Source organism: Streptomyces sp. NPDC001492 (assembly GCF_053597275.1).
The window spans coordinates 39,707-55,359 of the sequence record NZ_JBSFHW010000010.1 but is presented as its reverse complement, the minus strand read 5'-3'; the positions used below and the strand labels follow the sequence as shown (position 1 = coordinate 55,359).

Sequence of the window (15,653 nt, the reverse complement as noted above, 5' to 3'; positions counted from 1 at the left end):
TCCTCTCCGCACGATGACCGTTCCTTTCGATCAACTTCCAGGACGGAACGACCATTTCGTGTCCACGCCAATCGGCGAATCCCTCTGCAGGGCGGTCTTGCTACTACTACCGACGTACACAGAAAAAGACGTACGGAGGAGAACCCAAACCCCCTGAGCACCGTCCGCCCCAACCGTCCTCACCGAGCCCCGAGCCCGTCACGAACAGCGCCTGACCCTCCATCAAGCGTCAGACCCGGCATTGTCAGCAGCCGCACCAGCTCACGTGCCCGAGCCCCCGTCACGCCTCCTGGTAGAGGTTGACGATCTTGCCGTCTGGGTCACGCAGCCAAGTTCACCCCAGATGCGTCGCCGCGAACATCCGCAGCACCGCCGGAAGAACCACCACAGACGGGCCCGGCGCCGCGAGCGCCTTCGCCAGGTCCCCCTCCAGGGTCTCCGGCGTCGTACGCACCCCCGGCACCCCGAACGACTCGGCGAGCGCCACATAGTCCGGCCGCGTCAGCTCCGTCGCGGTCGCCTCGCCGAAGGCGTCCGTCATGTACTCGCGCAGGATGCCGTAGCCGCCGTCGTCGACGATCAGCCAGGTGACGTTCAGGTCGTACTGGCGGGCCGTCGCCAGCTCCGCGATCGAGTACAGGGCACCGCCGTCGCCCGACACCGCCAGGACCGGACGCGTCGGGTCCGCCGCCGCTGCTCCCAGGGCCGCCGGGAAGCCGTAGCCGAGGCCGCCGGCGCCCTGGGCGGAGTGCAGGAGGTTGGGGCCCTTGGCGTCGAAGGCCGACCAGGCCCAGTAGGCGAGGATCGTCATGTCCCAGAAGGACGGCGAGTCGGCGGGCAGCGCCCGGCGGACGGAGGTCAACACGTCCTGTTCCAGGGTGAGTTCCTGGGAGGCGATGCGTTCGGCCACCTTGCCCAGCACCTCACGCACGCGCTCGGCGGCGCCGGTGTCCTCCCGTTCCTCCACCGTCTCCAGCAGCGCCTGCAACGCCAGGCGCGCGTCCGCGTGGATCCCCAGCGCCGGGTGGTTGGACTCCAGCTTGCCGAGGTCCGCCTCGATCTGGATCACCCGGCCGCGGGGCTTGAACGTGTGGTAGTTCGAGGAGAGTTCGCCCAGGCCCGAGCCGACCACCAGCAGGACGTCCGCGTCCTCCAGGAAGTCCGTCGTGTGGCGGTCCTCGATCCAGGACTGGAGGGACAGCGGATGCTTCCAGGGGAAGGCCCCCTTGCCGCCCGGTGTCGTCACCACCGGCGCCTGCAACACCTCCGCCAGCTGCCGCAGCTTGCCCGAGGCGTCCGCCCGTACCACTCCCCCGCCCGCGATGATCGCCGGACGTTCGGCGCGGGAGAGCAGGTCGGCGGCCACGGCCGTCAGCTCCGGGCGCGGCACCACGTCCTCCGGCGTCGCGTCCACCCCCGTCACCACCGGCAGCGAGGTCTGCGCCAGCAGTACGTCCTGCGGGATCTCCACCCACACCGGTCCGTGCGGGGCGGTCAGGGCCGACTTCCAGGCCGCCGCGATCGCGGAGGGGATCTGGGACTGGGTGCGGACCGTGTGGACCGACTTCACCACGCCCCGGAACGAGGCCGCCTGGTCCGGGAGTTCGTGCAGATAGCCGTGCCTGCCGCCGCCCAGCCCCGCCGTCGGGATCTGGCTGCTGATCGCCAGCACGGGCGCCGAGGCCGCGGCCGCCTCCTGCAACGCGGCCAGGGAGGTCAGGGCTCCCGGGCCGGTCGACAGGAGCAGTGGTGCGGCCTCGCCCGTGATCCGGCCGTACGCGTCCGCCGCGAACCCCGCGTTGTTCTCCACCCGCAGGCCCACATACCGCAGCGCCGAGCGGCGCAGCGCGTCGAACATGCCCAGCGCGTGCTGGCCGGGCAGGCCGAAGACCGTCGTCGCGCCGAGTCCGGCGAGCGTCTCCACGACCAGGTCTCCGCCGTTTCGGCCGGGAGGAGGGTTCAGAGCGGCGGAAATCTGCGCCTCGGTCGGGCGGAGTTCCAGGTCGTGGTCGTGGGTCACTTCGCGCGGGCCTCGGCAATCTGGCGGGACATGATCGTGGTCAGTTCGTACGCCGTGTGGGACGCGGCCACCGACGTGATCTCCGCGTGATCGTACGCGGGGGCCACCTCGACGACGTCCGCCGAGACCAGGTTGCAGGAGGCCAGGCCGCGCAGGATCTCCAGCAGCTCGCGGGAGGTCATGCCGCCCGCCTCCGGGGTGCCCGTGCCGGGTGCGTGGGCCGGGTCGAGGCAGTCGATGTCGATCGAGATGTACAGCGGGCGGTCGCCGATGCGCTGCCGCAGCTGGTCGGCGACCTCGTCGGCGCCCCGGCGGTAGATGTCTGCCGAGGTGACGATGCCGAAGCCCATCTTCTCGTCGTCGGTGAGGTCCTGCTTGCCGTAGAGCGGGCCGCGCGTGCCCACGTGGGAGAGCGCGGACGTGTCGAGGATGCCCTCCTCCACGGCCCGCCGGAACGGGGTCCCGTGCGTGTACTCGGCGCCGAAGTACGTGTCCCAGGTGTCGAGGTGGGCGTCGAAGTGGAGCAGGGCGACCGGGCCGTGCTTCTTCGCCACCGAGCGCAGGAGCGGCAGCGCGATGGTGTGGTCGCCGCCGAGGGTCATCAGGCGGGCGCCCGTCCCCAGCAGCTCGTCCGCCGCGGCCTCGACGGTCTCCACGGCCTCGTTGATGTTGAACGGGTTCACCGCGATGTCCCCGCCGTCCGCCACCTGCGCCAGCGCGAACGGGGACGCGTCCTGCGCCGGGTTGTAGGGCCGCAGCAGCCGGGACGCCTCGCGGATCGCGTTGCCGCCGAAGCGGGCGCCCGGCCGGTACGAGACGCCCGAGTCGAACGGCACGCCCACCACGGCGACATCGGCGCGGCCGACCTCGTCGAGGCGGGGCAGCCGGGCGAAGGTCGCGGGTCCGGCGTACCGCGGGATGCGGGAGGAGTCGACGGGGCCGCGGGGCGTCTCGTTACTGCTCATGACCTGATGCCTTCTTTCCTACGCTTCATCGCGTATGGAGTGATAAATACTGATTCTCGTACGACTCTACTGGGCAGCCGGGACCGGTTCGGACGCGAGTTCGGAGGAGCGCCCCGCGAGACGCTCGCGCCAGGCGGCGAGGACAAGCTCGTCCGTGGGCTTCGTCCCCAGGGAGACCGCCACATACGCGACAAGCGACGACAGAAGACCGTAGTAGACGGGCTCGTTGGCGAGGATTCCGTAGCCGGCCATCAGGCCGATGACCGCGAGGCCACCGACGATCACCGAGGCGAGGGCGCCCTGCACGGTGCCGCGCTTCCACAGCAGCCCGCCCAGGATGGGCACGAGGAGCCCGCCGACCAGCAGGTTGTACGCCACGGTCAGCGCCTCGACGACGTTGTTGAGCGCGATCGCCGTACCGATCACGGCGAGGCCCATGATCAGGATGAAGGCGCGGTTGCCCTTGACCTCGTCGTGCTCGCCTTCGGACCTCCGTACGGCTCCCCGCAGCCGCGACCAGATGTCGTTGTTGGCCACGGTCGCGCAGGCGATCAGCGCGCCGGACGAGGTCGACATCACGGCGGCGAGTGCGGCGGCCAGCACCAACCCCCGCACACCGACCGGGAGTTCTTCCTTGACGATGGTCGCGAAGGCGTCGTCCGGGCTGCCCAGCTTCGGGTACAGCACCTTGGCTGCCGTACCGATGACGGCGCCGGCGAGGGCGTACGCCAGACAGTAGGTGCCCGCGACCGTGCCGCCCCACTTCGCCGTGGTGTCGCTGCGGGCGGTGAAGACGCGCTGCCAGATGTCCTGCCCGATGAGCATGCCGAACGTGTAGATCAGGACATAGGTGAAGATCGTCTCGCCGCCGATGCCCAGCGGGTCGAAGTACGCGGTGGGCAGCTTGGCCTTCATCTCGGAGAAACCGCCGGCCTTGACGACCGCGATGGGCAGCAGGAGCAGCAGGACGCCGATCGTCTTGACCACGAACTGCACCATGTCGGTGAGCGTGATCGACCACATGCCGCCGAGCGTCGAGTACGCGACCACGATCGAACCGCCGAGGATGATCGCGAGGGTGCGGTTCATGTCGAAGAGGACGTCGAAGATCGTGGCGTACGCGATGGTGGACGTCACCGCGAGCATGAGGGTGTACGCCCACATGACCACACCGGAGATGACGCCCGCGCGGCCGCCGTACCTCAGATCCAGCATCTCGGAGACGGTGTAGACCTTCAGGCGGGCGATGCGGGCGGAGAAGAAGACGGACAGGGCGAGCAGCCCGAGGCCGATGGTGAAGACCATCCAGGCACCGGAGAGGCCGTACTGGTAGCCGAGGCCGACGCCGCCGATGGTGGACGCGCCGCCGAGGACGATCGCGGCCATGGTGCCGGAGTACATGGCGGGCCCGAGGCGGCGCCCCGCGACCAGGAACTCGCTCTTCGACCTGGCGCGGCGCATGCCCCACCAGCCCATGGCCAGCATTCCGGCCAGATAGACGACGATCACTGTGTAGTCGATGGCCACAGGGCCCTCCTTCGCTCGGTCTCGCCGGCGGGTGATGAGCACTGACACTAGGTGGCTGAAAAGCGACTGCGAAGTGTACGTTTCATCCATTCGAGCCGTACGGGGTGGAGGGAGCGCACACCATGCCGGACTCCGCGGTTCCCGCCACGCCACCCACGCCACCCGTGCCTCTGTCGGCACTCCTGGCCCGTGAGGACCTGGCCCTGCGGCAGATCGCCGGGCCGGCCGATCCCGGCATCGTCATCCACTGGGCGCACACCTCGGAGATGGCCGACCCGTACCCGTATCTGCTGGGCGGGGAGCTGCTGCTGACCGCGGGGGTTCATGTCCCGGAAGCCGCCGGTTCCGGCACGTACTTCGACGACTATGTGTCGAGGATCGTGGCGGCGGGCGGCGCGGCCCTCGGCTTCGGCCTGGCCCCCGTGCACGACACGGTGCCGCGCGCCCTGGTGGCGGCGTGCGAGGCGCACGGGCTGCCGCTCGTCGAGGTCCCTCCGCAGACCACGTTCTCCGGCATCGCCCGGGCGGTCTGGCAGCTGATGGCCCAGGCCCGCCTCGCCGAACTGCGCCGGGTGACGGAGGCCCAGCAGAGCCTCGCGGCGGCGGCCTCCCGCCCGGACCCGGTGCCGTCGGTGCTGCGGCAGCTGGCCCAGCGGGTGAGCGGCCGGGCGGTGCTGTACGGGCCGGAGGGAACGGAGATCGCCTCCGTGGGGCGTCCGGTGGAGACCGGCGTCCGGGAGGCGCTGGCCCGGCTCGCGGAGGTCGTACGCCCCTCCGGTCCGGGGACGCCCACCTCCGCCACCGACACGGCCGCCGGCACCCACCTCGCCGCCTACGCCCTCGGCGCCGGGCAGGGCTTCGTGCTCGGGGTCGCCGCGCCGCAGCGGGAACCCGGCGACCACACCATCGCCTCCGTGGCCGCGGTCCTGCTCTCCCTCCTCACCGGCGAGCACCAGAGCGGCACGGGTGCGGCGCGGTCGTCCGCGCTGGTACGGCTGCTGCTGGGGACGCCGCCGGCCGATGTGGCCGCCCTCCTCGGGCCCGGCCCCTGGCTCGTGGTGCACGCCCGGCCGGACGCCCAGGCGCCCGACCCGGTGACCGCCTCGGCCCTGGGCGCGACCCTCGGGTCGCCGCTGGTCGACCTGGCCGAGGACCTCGTACGGGTCCTGGTGCCCGCCGACCGCGAGCCGGCCGCACAGCCGGGCTGGACGCTGGGCGTCAGCGCTCCCTCGGCCCCGTCCGGGTGGCCGTCCGCCGACACCCAGGCCGCCCGCGCGCTGGCCCGCGCCCGCGCCACCCGCGCGGCTCTGGTCCGGCACGGCGACCGGGCGGGCCTCGCCGACCTGGTGCCGTCCGAGGAGGCCGCGGCCCACGCCCGTACGCTCCTCGCTCCGATCGCGGACACCCCCGCGCTGACCGAGACCCTGCGCACCTGGCTTTCCCTGCACGGCAGTTGGGACCGTACGGCCGTCGCCCTGTCCGTGCACCGCAACACGGTCCGCCAGCGCATCGCCCGCTGCGCCACACTCCTCGACACGGACCTGGACGACCCGGACGTACGCATGGAGCTGTGGTTCGCGCTGCGGCGGCAATAGGTACGCAGGCCCATCTCGCTGAGTAGGTGACGCGCGTCCCAGCGCGCCGGACGCCAGGGAATCGCACAGTCGACTGCCTCACAATGGGTTGCATGCCGATACCCGGGACACCCAGCCGCGCCGAGCTCCTCGAACATCTCGTGAAGACCCGCATCGCGGGCGACGTCGCCACCCCGCGCGAGAACAACCTCTCCCACTACCGACAGCTCGCGAACGGCGTCCGCAACTACTGGCTCGGACTGGAACTCGGCGACCGGTGGACCGACGAGCAGGACGTGCTCGCGGTGATGGCGGAGCGGGTGGGGGTGAACGACGACCCCGAGTACCGCTACGGCCAGGACACCATCGACCCCGAGCTGACGGTGGGCGGTCTGGAGCGGATGGCGGCCCGGCTGCGCAAGGCGGCCGAGGGGCAGCAGCGGGTGCTGCTCGCCACCGGCCACCCGGGCGGCCTGCTCGACGTGCACCGCGCCACGGCCGCCGCCCTGCGCCAGGCCAGCTGCGAGATCGTGGTGATCCCGGAGGGCCTGCAGACCGACGAGGGCTACGTCTGGCAGCTGGCGGACGTGGCGGTCCTGGAGCACGGCGCCACCCTGTGGCACACGCATTCCGGCGAGCCGATGAAGGCCATCCTCACGGCGCTCGAGGAGGAGGGCCGCCCGCTGCCGGACCTGGTCGTCGCCGACCACGGCTGGGCGGGCTACGCCGGCCAGCACGGCGTCGACTCCGTCGGCTACGCCGACTGCAACGACCCGGCGCTCTTCCTCGCCGAGGCCGAGGGCACCGTACAGGTGACGGTCCCCCTCGACGACCACGTACCGAGCCCACGCCACTACGACCCGATGACGGCGTTTCTGCTGGCGGAGGCGGGGCTGTCCTGACGGTCCGGGGGTCCCGTCACCGCGGGACCCGCACCAGCCCTTCCTGGATCACCGAGATGGCCAGCCGGCCGTCCTGCGTGTAGATCCGGGCCTGGCCGAGGCCGCGGCCGCCGTGGCTCGTCGGTGACTCCTGGTCGTAGAGCAGCCATTCGTCGGCGCGGAAGGGCCGGTGGAACCACATGGCGTGGTCGAGCGAGGCGCCGACCACGTCGCCGACGGCCCAGCCGCCCCGGCCGTGCGCGAGCAGGATCGAGTCGAGCAGGGTCATGTCGGAGACGTACGTGGCGAGGACGACATGCAGCAAGGGGTCGTCGTCCAGCTTGCCGTTGGTGCGGAACCACACCTGGGAGTGCGGCTCGCGCGGCTCGCCGAACTTCCCGTACGGCGGCTCCTCGACGTAGCGCAGATCGACGGCCTCGCGTGCCTCGAGGAACTTCTCCACCACCGCGGGGTCGAGGTGGTCGTAGCCGCGCAGCCGCTCGTGGGAGGTGGGCAGCGTGGCCGGGTCGGGCGCGGGCGGCATCGGGGTCTGGTGGTCGAGGCCGTCCTCGTCGACCTGGAAGGACGCCGACAGCGCGAAGATCGGCCTGCCGTGCTGGACCGCGATCGCCCGGCGGGTGGTGAAGGAGCGGCCGTCACGGATGCGTTCGACCGTGTACACGATGGGCGCGCCCGGGTCCCCGGGCCGCAGGAAGTACGCGTGCAGCGAGTGCGCGTGCCGGTCCGCGGGGACCGTGCGCCCCGCGGCGACCAGCGCCTGGGCCGCGACCTGTCCGCCGAAGACGCGGGGGACGACGGCGGACCGGGACTGGCCGCGGAAGATGTTCTCCTCGATCTGCTCCAGGTCGAGCAGATCGAGGAGACCCTGTAGTGCCTGGCTCATGGCAGACAGTTGTACCCGCCAGTGATTTCTAGGGGTTTCCTGGGCCTTACAGACCCATGTCCTTGGCGATGATCGACTTCATGATCTCGCTGGTGCCGCCGTAGATGCGGTTGACGCGGTTGTCCGCGTACAGGCGGGCGATCGGGTACTCGTTCATGAAGCCGTAGCCGCCGTGCAGCTGGAGGCAGCGGTCGATGACGCGGTGCGCGACCTCGGTGCAGAACAGCTTGGCGGAGGCGGCCTCGGCGGGGGTCAGCTCACCGGCGTCGAGGGCCTCCAGGGCGCGGTCGGCGACGGCCTCGGCGGCGTCCACCTCGGCCTGGCAGGCAGCCAGCTCGAACTTGGTGTTCTGGAAGGAGGCGACCGGCTTGCCGAAGACGGTGCGCTCCTGGACGTACTCCTTGGCGAACCGCACGGCGGCCTTGGCCTGCGCGTAGGCGCCGAAGGCGATGCCCCAGCGCTCCGAGGCGAGGTTGTGGCCCAGGTAGTAGAAGCCCTTGTTCTCCTCGCCGAGCAGGTCCTCGACCGGGACCTTGACGTCGACGAAGGCGAGCTCGGCGGTGTCGGAGGTCTTCAGGCCCAGCTTGTCCAGCTTGCGGCCGATGGAGTAGCCCTCGGACTTGGTGTCCACGGCGAACAGGGAGATGCCGAAGCGGCGGTCCTCGGCGGTGGGCGCCGAGGTGCGGGCGCAGACGATCACACGGTCGGCGTGGACGCCACCGGTGATGAAGGTCTTGGCGCCGTTGAGGACGTAGTGCGTGCCGTCCTCGGAGAGCTTGGCGGTGGTCTTCATGCCCGCGAGGTCGGAGCCGGTGCCCGGCTCGGTCATCGCGAGGGCCCACATCTCCTCGCCGGAGACGAACTTCGGCAGGAAGCGCTTCTTCTGCTCGTCGCTGGCGAGCATCTTGATGTACGGCAGGCCGAGCAGCACGTGCACACCGGAGCCGCCGAACTGTACGCCCGCGCGCGCGGTCTCCTCGTACATCACGGCCTCGAACTTGTACGAGTCGATGCCGGCGCCGCCGTACTCCTCGTCCACGCGGATGCCGAAGATGCCGAGCTCGGCCAGCTTGTAGTAGAAGTCGCGCGGCGCCTGGCCGGCGGCGAACCACTCGTCGTAGACCGGGACGACCTCGGCCTCGATGAAGGCGCGCAGGGTCTCCCGGAACGCCTCGTGGTCCTCGTTGAACACCGTACGGCGCACTCCCGCCACCTCCACCTGGTCTTTGAGTCCGTGTCTAAGCGCTTGCTCAGACACCAAGGTACCGGCGGGTAAGGAGAGGCGTCCAGAGGTGATCCCGTAACGCTCGTCACTCCGCCGCGGCCGCCGCGAAGGCCCCCCGTGCCATCCGGTGCAGCAGCTCCGCCGTCGCCCCGCGGCCCGGCAGCGAGCCGGGGCGGCCCAGGTGCGGGGTCGAGTTCAGGAGGCCGAAGACGGAGTGCACGGCGGAACGGGCGGCGGGTTCCGCGATGCCCGGATAGACCTTGCGCAGCACCTCCACCCACAGCTCGACGTACTGCCGCTGGAGCTGGCGCACCAGCTTGCGGTCGCTGTCCCGGAGGCGGTCCAGCTCACGGTCGTGCAGGGTGATCAGGGGGCGGTCGTCGAGCGCGAAGTCGATGTGCCCTTCGATGAGCGAGTCGAGGACCGCGTCCGCGGGGCCCCCGTCCGCCTCCGCCAGGCGCCGCTTGGCACCGGTCAGCAGCTGGCCGCTGATCCCCACCAGCAGCTCCGCGAGCATCGCGTCCTTGCCCGCGAAGTGGCGGTAGAGGCCGGGGCCGCTGATGCCGACGGCGGCACCTATCTCGTCGACTCCGACCCCGTGGAAACCGCGCTCGGCGAACAGCCGCGCGGCCTCCTTGAGGATCTGCTCGCGGCGGGTGGGGGCGTCGGTTCTGGTGGCCATGAAGGTAATTCTAGACAGGGAGGTTAGCGGTCGTTAACCTGAAGGAAATGGTTAACGCTCATTAACAGTCGACCACTGGGTGAGGGGACCGCAGGATGCACGAGGCACCGGAGCTGACGAGCGCGGCAGACCCCGCGTCGGAGGCCTGGCGGGCCAACGAGGCGGCGCACCGCGCGCTCGTCGAGGAGCTGCGCGGCAAGCTGGCCGCGGCCCGGCTCGGCGGCGGCGAGAAGGCGCGGGCCAGGCACACCGCGCGCGGGAAGCTGCTGCCCAGGGACCGGGTGGACACACTGCTCGACCCCGGGTCGCCGTTCCTGGAGCTGGCGCCCCTGGCCGCCGATGGGATGTACGAGGGGGCCGCACCGGCCGCCGGGGTCATCGCGGGCATCGGGCGGGTCAGCGGGCGCGAGTGCGTGGTCGTCGCCAACGACGCCACCGTCAAGGGCGGCACGTACTACCCGATGACGGTGAAGAAGCACCTGCGCGCCCAGGAGGTGGCCCTGGAGAACCGCCTCCCCTGCATCTACCTGGTCGACTCCGGGGGCGCCTTCCTGCCCATGCAGGACGAGGTCTTCCCGGACCGCGAGCACTTCGGCCGGATCTTCTACAACCAGGCCCGGATGTCCGGGGCCGGGATCCCGCAGATCGCCGCGGTCCTCGGGTCGTGCACGGCCGGCGGGGCGTATGTCCCGGCGATGAGCGACGAGGCGGTCATCGTCCGGGGCCAGGGGACCATCTTCCTGGGCGGGCCTCCCCTGGTGAAGGCCGCCACCGGTGAAGTGGTGACCGCCGAGGAGCTCGGCGGCGGCGAGGTGCACTCCAGGATCTCCGGTGTGACGGACCACCTGGCGGAGGACGACGCGCACGCGCTCAGGATCGTGCGGAACATCGCCGCCACGCTCCCCGCGCGCGGACCGCTGCCCTGGGAGGTCGCGACGGCCGCGGAGCCCAAGGTGGATCCGTACGGCCTGTACGGCGCGGTGCCGGTCGATCCCCGCACCCCGTACGACGTCCGCGAGATCATCGCGCGCGTGGTCGACGGCTCCCGTTTCGCCGAGTTCAAGGCGGAGTTCGGGCAGACCCTGGTCACCGGCTTCGCCCGGATCCACGGCCATCCGGTCGGGATCGTCGCCAACAACGGCATCCTGTTCTCCGAGTCCGCCCAGAAGGGCGCCCACTTCATCGAGCTGTGCGACCAGCGCGGCATCCCGCTGCTGTTCCTGCAGAACATCTCCGGCTTCATGGTCGGCAAGGACTACGAGGCGGGCGGCATCGCCAAGCACGGCGCGAAGATGGTCACCGCCGTGGCCTGCACGCGCGTACCGAAGCTGACCGTCGTGGTCGGCGGCTCGTACGGCGCGGGCAACTACTCGATGTGCGGCCGGGCCTACTCCCCCCGCTTCCTGTGGATGTGGCCCGGCGCCAAGATCTCCGTCATGGGCGGCGAGCAGGCCGCCTCCGTGCTCGCGACCGTCAAGCGGGACCAGCTAGAGGCCCGGGGCGAGGACTGGCCGGCGGAGGACGAGGAGGCCTTCAAGGCACCGATCCGCCGGCAGTACGAGCACCAGGGCAATGCCTACTACGCCACCGCCCGCCTCTGGGACGACGGCGTGATCGACCCGCTGGAGACCCGCCAGGTGCTGGGTCTCGCGCTGACCGCCTGTGCCAACGCGCCGCTGGGTGAGCCCCAGTTCGGCGTCTTCCGGATGTGAGGAGGGGACCCATGTTCGACACAGTGCTCGTGGCCAACCGGGGCGAGATCGCCGTCCGCGTGATCCGTACGCTCCGCTCGCTGGGCGTGCGCTCGGTGGCCGTCTTCTCCGACGCCGACGCCGACGCACGGCACGTCCGCGAGGCCGACACGGCGGTACGGATCGGCCCGGCGCCCGCGGCGGAGAGCTATCTGTCGGTTCAGCGGATGCTGGAGGCCGCCGCCCGCACCGGCGCCCAGGCGGTGCACCCCGGATACGGCTTCCTCGCGGAGAACGCCGGCTTCGCGCGCGCGTGCACCGACGCGGGACTCGTCTTCATCGGGCCGCCCGCCGAGGCCATCGCCCTCATGGGCGACAAGATCCGCGCCAAGGAGACGGTGAAGGCGGCCGGGGTGCCGGTCGTGCCCGGCTCCAGCGGCAGCGGGCTGACCGACGCCGAACTCGCGGGCGCCGCCCGGGAGATCGGGATGCCGGTGCTGTTGAAGCCGTCGGCCGGCGGGGGCGGCAAGGGCATGCGGCTGGTGCGGGACGCGGAGCGGCTGGCGGACGAGATCGCTGCCGCCCGCCGCGAGGCCCGCGCCTCCTTCGGTGACGACACGCTCCTGGTGGAGCGGTGGGTGGACCGGCCCCGGCACATCGAGATCCAGGTCCTGGCGGACGGCCACGGGAACGTGGTGCACCTCGGCGAGCGCGAGTGCTCGCTGCAGCGCCGGCACCAGAAGATCATCGAGGAGGCGCCCAGCGTGCTCCTCGACGAGGAGACCCGGGCGGCGATGGGCGAGGCGGCGGTGCAGGCCGCCCGCTCGTGCGGGTATCGCGGCGCCGGCACGGTGGAGTTCATCGTGCCGGGAGGAGACCCGTCCTCGTACTACTTCATGGAGATGAACACCCGGCTCCAGGTGGAGCACCCGGTGACCGAGCTGATCACCGGCCTCGACCTGGTGGAGTGGCAGCTGCGGGTGGCGGCGGGCGAGCAACTGCCCTTCAAGCAGGGCGACATCACGCTGACCGGGCATGCGATCGAGGCACGCGTGTGCGCCGAGGACCCTGCCCGCGGATTCCTCCCCTCCGGCGGCACCGTGCTGCGACTGCGCGAGCCGCAGGGCGACGGCATCCGCACCGACTCCGGGCTCAGCGAGGGCACGGAGGTCGGTTCGCTCTACGACCCGATGCTGTCCAAGGTGATCGCGTACGGGCCGGACCGGGAGACGGCGATCCGCAGGCTGCGGGCCGCCCTCGCGGAGACGGTGACGCTGGGCGTGCAGACCAACGCCGGGTTCCTGCGGCGGCTGCTGGCCCATCCGGCCGTCGTCGCGGGCGAGCTGGACACCGGGCTGGTCGAGCGGGAGGTGGACGGCCTCGTCCCCACGGACGTGCCGGAGGAGGTGTACGAGGCGGCGGCGGCCGTACGGCTGAAGGCCCTGGAGCCCCGCGGGGAGGGCTGGACCGACCCGTTCTCCGTGCCGAGCGGCTGGCGTCTGGGCGGGACGCCGAAGCCCGTCGGCTTCCACCTGCGGGTGCAGGACCCCGTGGAGTACGTGCCGCGCGGCAGCCACACCGTCACCGAGGACACCGTGTCCGTCACCCTCGACGGAGTCCGCCACACCTTCCACCGCGCCGCCGACTGGATCGGCCGCGACGGCGACGCCTGGCATGTGCGCGACCACGACCCGGTCGCCGCGTCCCTCACGGGTGCGCGGCATGCGGGCGCCGACTCGCTCACCGCCCCCATGCCCGGCACGGTCACGGTGGTGAAGGTCGCCGTCGGTGACGTGGTGAGCGCCGGACAGAGCCTGCTGGTCGTCGAGGCGATGAAGATGGAGCACGTCATCTCCGCCCCGCACGCCGGCACGGTCGCCGAACTGGACGTCACCCCGGGCACGACGGTCGCCATGGACCAGGTGCTCGCGGTCATCACGCCGGCCGAGGAGGAGAAATGACGCTGCCCATGGTCGTACCTGCCTCGGACCTGCCTCCCCGGGTGCGGATCCACGAGGTCGGCGCCCGTGACGGCCTGCAGAACGAGAAGTCGACGGTGCCGACGGAGGTGAAGGCGGAGTTCGTCCGCCGCCTGGCCGACGCGGGGCTCACGACGATCGAGGCGACGAGCTTCGTACATCCGAAGTGGGTGCCCCAACTCGCCGACGCCGAGCAGCTGTTCGGGCAGATCAGCGATCTCCCGGTGGACCTGCCGGTCCTCGTGCCCAACGAACGCGGCCTGGATCGCGCCCTGGCGCTCGGCGCCGGTCGCGTCGCGGTGTTCGCCAGCGCCACCGAGTCCTTCGCCAAGGCCAACCTCAACCGCACCCTGGACGAGGCGCTGGCCATGTTCGAGCCGGTGGTGGCCCGCGCCAAGTCCCAGCAGGTCCATGTCCGCGGCTATCTCTCCATGTGCTTCGGCGACCCCTGGGAGGGGGCGGTCCCGATCCCCCAGGTCGTCCGCGTCTGCCGGGCCCTGCTGGACATGGGCTGCGACGAGCTGAGTCTGGGCGACACGATCGGGGTCGCGACACCGGGCCACGTACGCGCCCTGCTGACCGAACTGGACGTCCCCGTCGAGCAGGTGGGCGTGCACTTCCACGACACCTACGGCCAGGCCCTCGCCAACACCCTGGCCGCCCTCCAGCACGGCGTCACCACCGTCGACGCCTCCGCCGGCGGACTCGGCGGCTGCCCGTACGCCAAGTCCGCCACCGGCAATCTCGCCACCGAGGACCTCGTGTGGATGCTTCAGGGTCTCGGCATCGACACCGGAGTCGACCTCGGCCGCCTCGTCGCCACCAGCGTGTGGATGGCCGAACAACTGGGCCGACCCAGCCCGTCCCGCACCGTCCGCGCCCTCTCCCACCAGGAGCAGTGATCACAGCCATGGACTACCGACTCTCACCCGAGCTGGAGGAACTCCGCCGCACCGTCGAGGAGTTCGCACACGACGTCGTGGCGCCCAAGATCGGCGAGTTCTACGAGCACCACGAGTTCCCTTACGAGATCGTCCGCGAGATGGGCCGCATGGGCCTGTTCGGGCTGCCGTTCCCGGAGGAGTACGGCGGCATGGGCGGCGACTACCTGGCGCTGGGCGTGGCGCTGGAGGAGCTGGCCCGCGTGGACTCGTCCGTGGCCATCACCCTGGAGGCCGGTGTCTCCCTGGGCGCCATGCCGATTCATCTCTTCGGCACCGAGGAGCAGAAGCAGCAGTGGCTGCCCCGCCTGTGCTCCGGCGAGATCCTCGGCGCCTTCGGCCTCACGGAGCCGGACGGCGGCAGCGACGCCGGGGCCACCCGTACGACGGCCCGGCTGGACGAGGAGACGGACGAGTGGGTGATCAACGGCACCAAGTGCTTCATCACCAACTCGGGCACGGACATCACGGGTCTGGTCACGGTCACGGCGGTGACCGGCCGCAAGCCCGACGGCAAGCCGCTGATCTCCTCGATCATCGTCCCGTCCGGCACCCCGGGCTTCACGGTGGCGGCCCCGTACTCGAAGGTCGGCTGGAACGCCTCGGACACCCGTGAGCTGTCCTTCGCGGACGTCCGCGTCCCGGCCGCCAACCTGCTGGGCGAGCTGGGCCGCGGTTACGCCCAGTTCCTGCGCATCCTCGACGAGGGCCGGATCGCCATCGCCGCGCTCGCGACCGGCCTGGCTCAGGGCTGCGTGGACGAATCCGTGAAGTACGCGAAGGAGCGCCAGGCCTTCGGCCGTCCCATCGGCTCCAACCAGGCGATCCAGTTCAAGATCGCCGACATGGAGATGAAGGCCCACACCGCCCGTCTCGCCTGGCGTGACGCGGCCGCCCGTCTCGTGAGCGGCGCCCCCTTCAAGAAGGAGGCCGCGCTCGCGAAGCTCTACTCCTCCACCGTCGCCGTCGACAACGCGCGCGAGGCTACTCAGATCCACGGCGGCTACGGCTTCATGAACGAGTATCCGGTGGCCCGGATGTGGCGCGACTCCAAGATCCTGGAGATCGGCGAGGGCACCAGCGAGGTCCAACGAATGCTGATCGCACGGGAGTTGGGACTGGTGGGCTGACCGCGGCCATGGCACCGCGGCTCCGGCTCACCGGCTGCTGACAGGCTCGGGCCCGGAACGCCCGCACCCCTGGACATCTAGTGAGGTTAGGCTAACCTACCTTCGAAGTTGTCCGGCGGGCGTTCCGCCCTGTT

At 71.1% G+C, this 15,653-nt stretch carries 12 protein-coding genes; 6 read left to right on the top strand and 6 right to left on the bottom strand.

The annotated features are described in order from the left end of the window. Positions 1–334 precede the first annotated feature (334 nt). The 3 genes from ACWC1K_RS15255 to ACWC1K_RS15245 all read right to left on the bottom strand — a co-directional run bounded on the left by ACWC1K_RS15255 (position 335) and on the right by ACWC1K_RS15245 (position 4,512). On the bottom strand, positions 335–2,020 hold the full coding sequence (locus tag ACWC1K_RS15255; RefSeq protein ID WP_450831560.1) for a thiamine pyrophosphate-binding protein: 1,686 nt from the start codon (positions 2,018–2,020) through the stop codon (positions 335–337). Continuing rightward, complete coding sequence (speB, locus tag ACWC1K_RS15250) at positions 2,017–2,985, bottom strand: agmatinase (RefSeq protein ID WP_093721207.1); 969 nt, start codon at positions 2,983–2,985, stop codon at positions 2,017–2,019. Before speB ends, ACWC1K_RS15255 begins: the two co-directional genes overlap by 4 nt. Positions 2,986–3,051: 66 nt before the next feature. Next, on the bottom strand, positions 3,052–4,512 hold the full coding sequence (locus ACWC1K_RS15245; RefSeq protein WP_450831559.1) for a sodium:solute symporter: 1,461 nt from the start codon (positions 4,510–4,512) through the stop codon (positions 3,052–3,054). A gap of 122 nt (positions 4,513–4,634) precedes the next feature. Here ACWC1K_RS15245 and ACWC1K_RS15240 point away from each other — a divergent pair, with 122 nt between their 5' ends. Then, complete coding sequence (locus ACWC1K_RS15240; protein WP_450831557.1) at positions 4,635–6,107, top strand: PucR family transcriptional regulator ligand-binding domain-containing protein; 1,473 nt, start codon at positions 4,635–4,637, stop codon at positions 6,105–6,107. A 92-nt stretch (positions 6,108–6,199) separates the two neighbouring features. Beyond that, positions 6,200–6,988: a phosphatase gene (locus tag ACWC1K_RS15235; protein WP_450831556.1), complete on the top strand. Its 789-nt coding sequence runs from the start codon at positions 6,200–6,202 to the stop codon at positions 6,986–6,988. Positions 6,989–7,004: 16 nt separating this feature from the next. On the opposite strand, the gene tesB is transcribed toward ACWC1K_RS15235, so the two are convergent. The 3 genes from tesB to ACWC1K_RS15220 form a co-directional block, all read right to left on the bottom strand. After that, positions 7,005–7,871 carry an acyl-CoA thioesterase II gene (tesB, locus tag ACWC1K_RS15230; protein ID WP_450831554.1) on the bottom strand — a complete coding sequence of 289 codons (867 nt, stop codon included), beginning with the start codon at positions 7,869–7,871 and terminating at the stop codon, positions 7,005–7,007. Positions 7,872–7,917: 46 nt separating this feature from the next. Then, positions 7,918–9,075, bottom strand: coding sequence for an acyl-CoA dehydrogenase family protein (locus tag ACWC1K_RS15225; RefSeq protein ID WP_099929076.1), 1,158 nt, complete (start codon positions 9,073–9,075; stop codon positions 7,918–7,920). A gap of 106 nt (positions 9,076–9,181) precedes the next feature. Further along, complete coding sequence (locus ACWC1K_RS15220; protein ID WP_450831553.1) at positions 9,182–9,778, bottom strand: SACE_7040 family transcriptional regulator; 597 nt, start codon at positions 9,776–9,778, stop codon at positions 9,182–9,184. A 95-nt stretch (positions 9,779–9,873) separates the two neighbouring features. On the opposite strand from ACWC1K_RS15220, the gene ACWC1K_RS15215 reads away from it, so the two are divergent. From ACWC1K_RS15215 to ACWC1K_RS15200, 4 genes are read left to right on the top strand one after another with little or no spacing between them, the layout of a single operon-like run. Then, on the top strand, positions 9,874–11,490 hold the full coding sequence (locus ACWC1K_RS15215) for a carboxyl transferase domain-containing protein (protein ID WP_450831552.1): 1,617 nt from the start codon (positions 9,874–9,876) through the stop codon (positions 11,488–11,490). An 11-nt stretch (positions 11,491–11,501) separates the two neighbouring features. Next, entirely contained in the window at positions 11,502–13,430 is a 1,929-nt protein-coding gene (locus ACWC1K_RS15210) for an acetyl/propionyl/methylcrotonyl-CoA carboxylase subunit alpha (RefSeq protein WP_450831550.1), read from the top strand. After that, complete coding sequence (locus ACWC1K_RS15205; RefSeq protein WP_450831549.1) at positions 13,427–14,350, top strand: hydroxymethylglutaryl-CoA lyase; 924 nt, start codon at positions 13,427–13,429, stop codon at positions 14,348–14,350. The genes ACWC1K_RS15210 and ACWC1K_RS15205 overlap by 4 nt, the downstream gene beginning before the upstream one ends. A gap of 8 nt (positions 14,351–14,358) precedes the next feature. Further along, positions 14,359–15,519, top strand: a complete 1,161-nt coding sequence (locus ACWC1K_RS15200) for an acyl-CoA dehydrogenase family protein (protein WP_450831548.1) — start codon at positions 14,359–14,361, stop codon at positions 15,517–15,519. Positions 15,520–15,653: the final 134 nt, after the last annotated feature.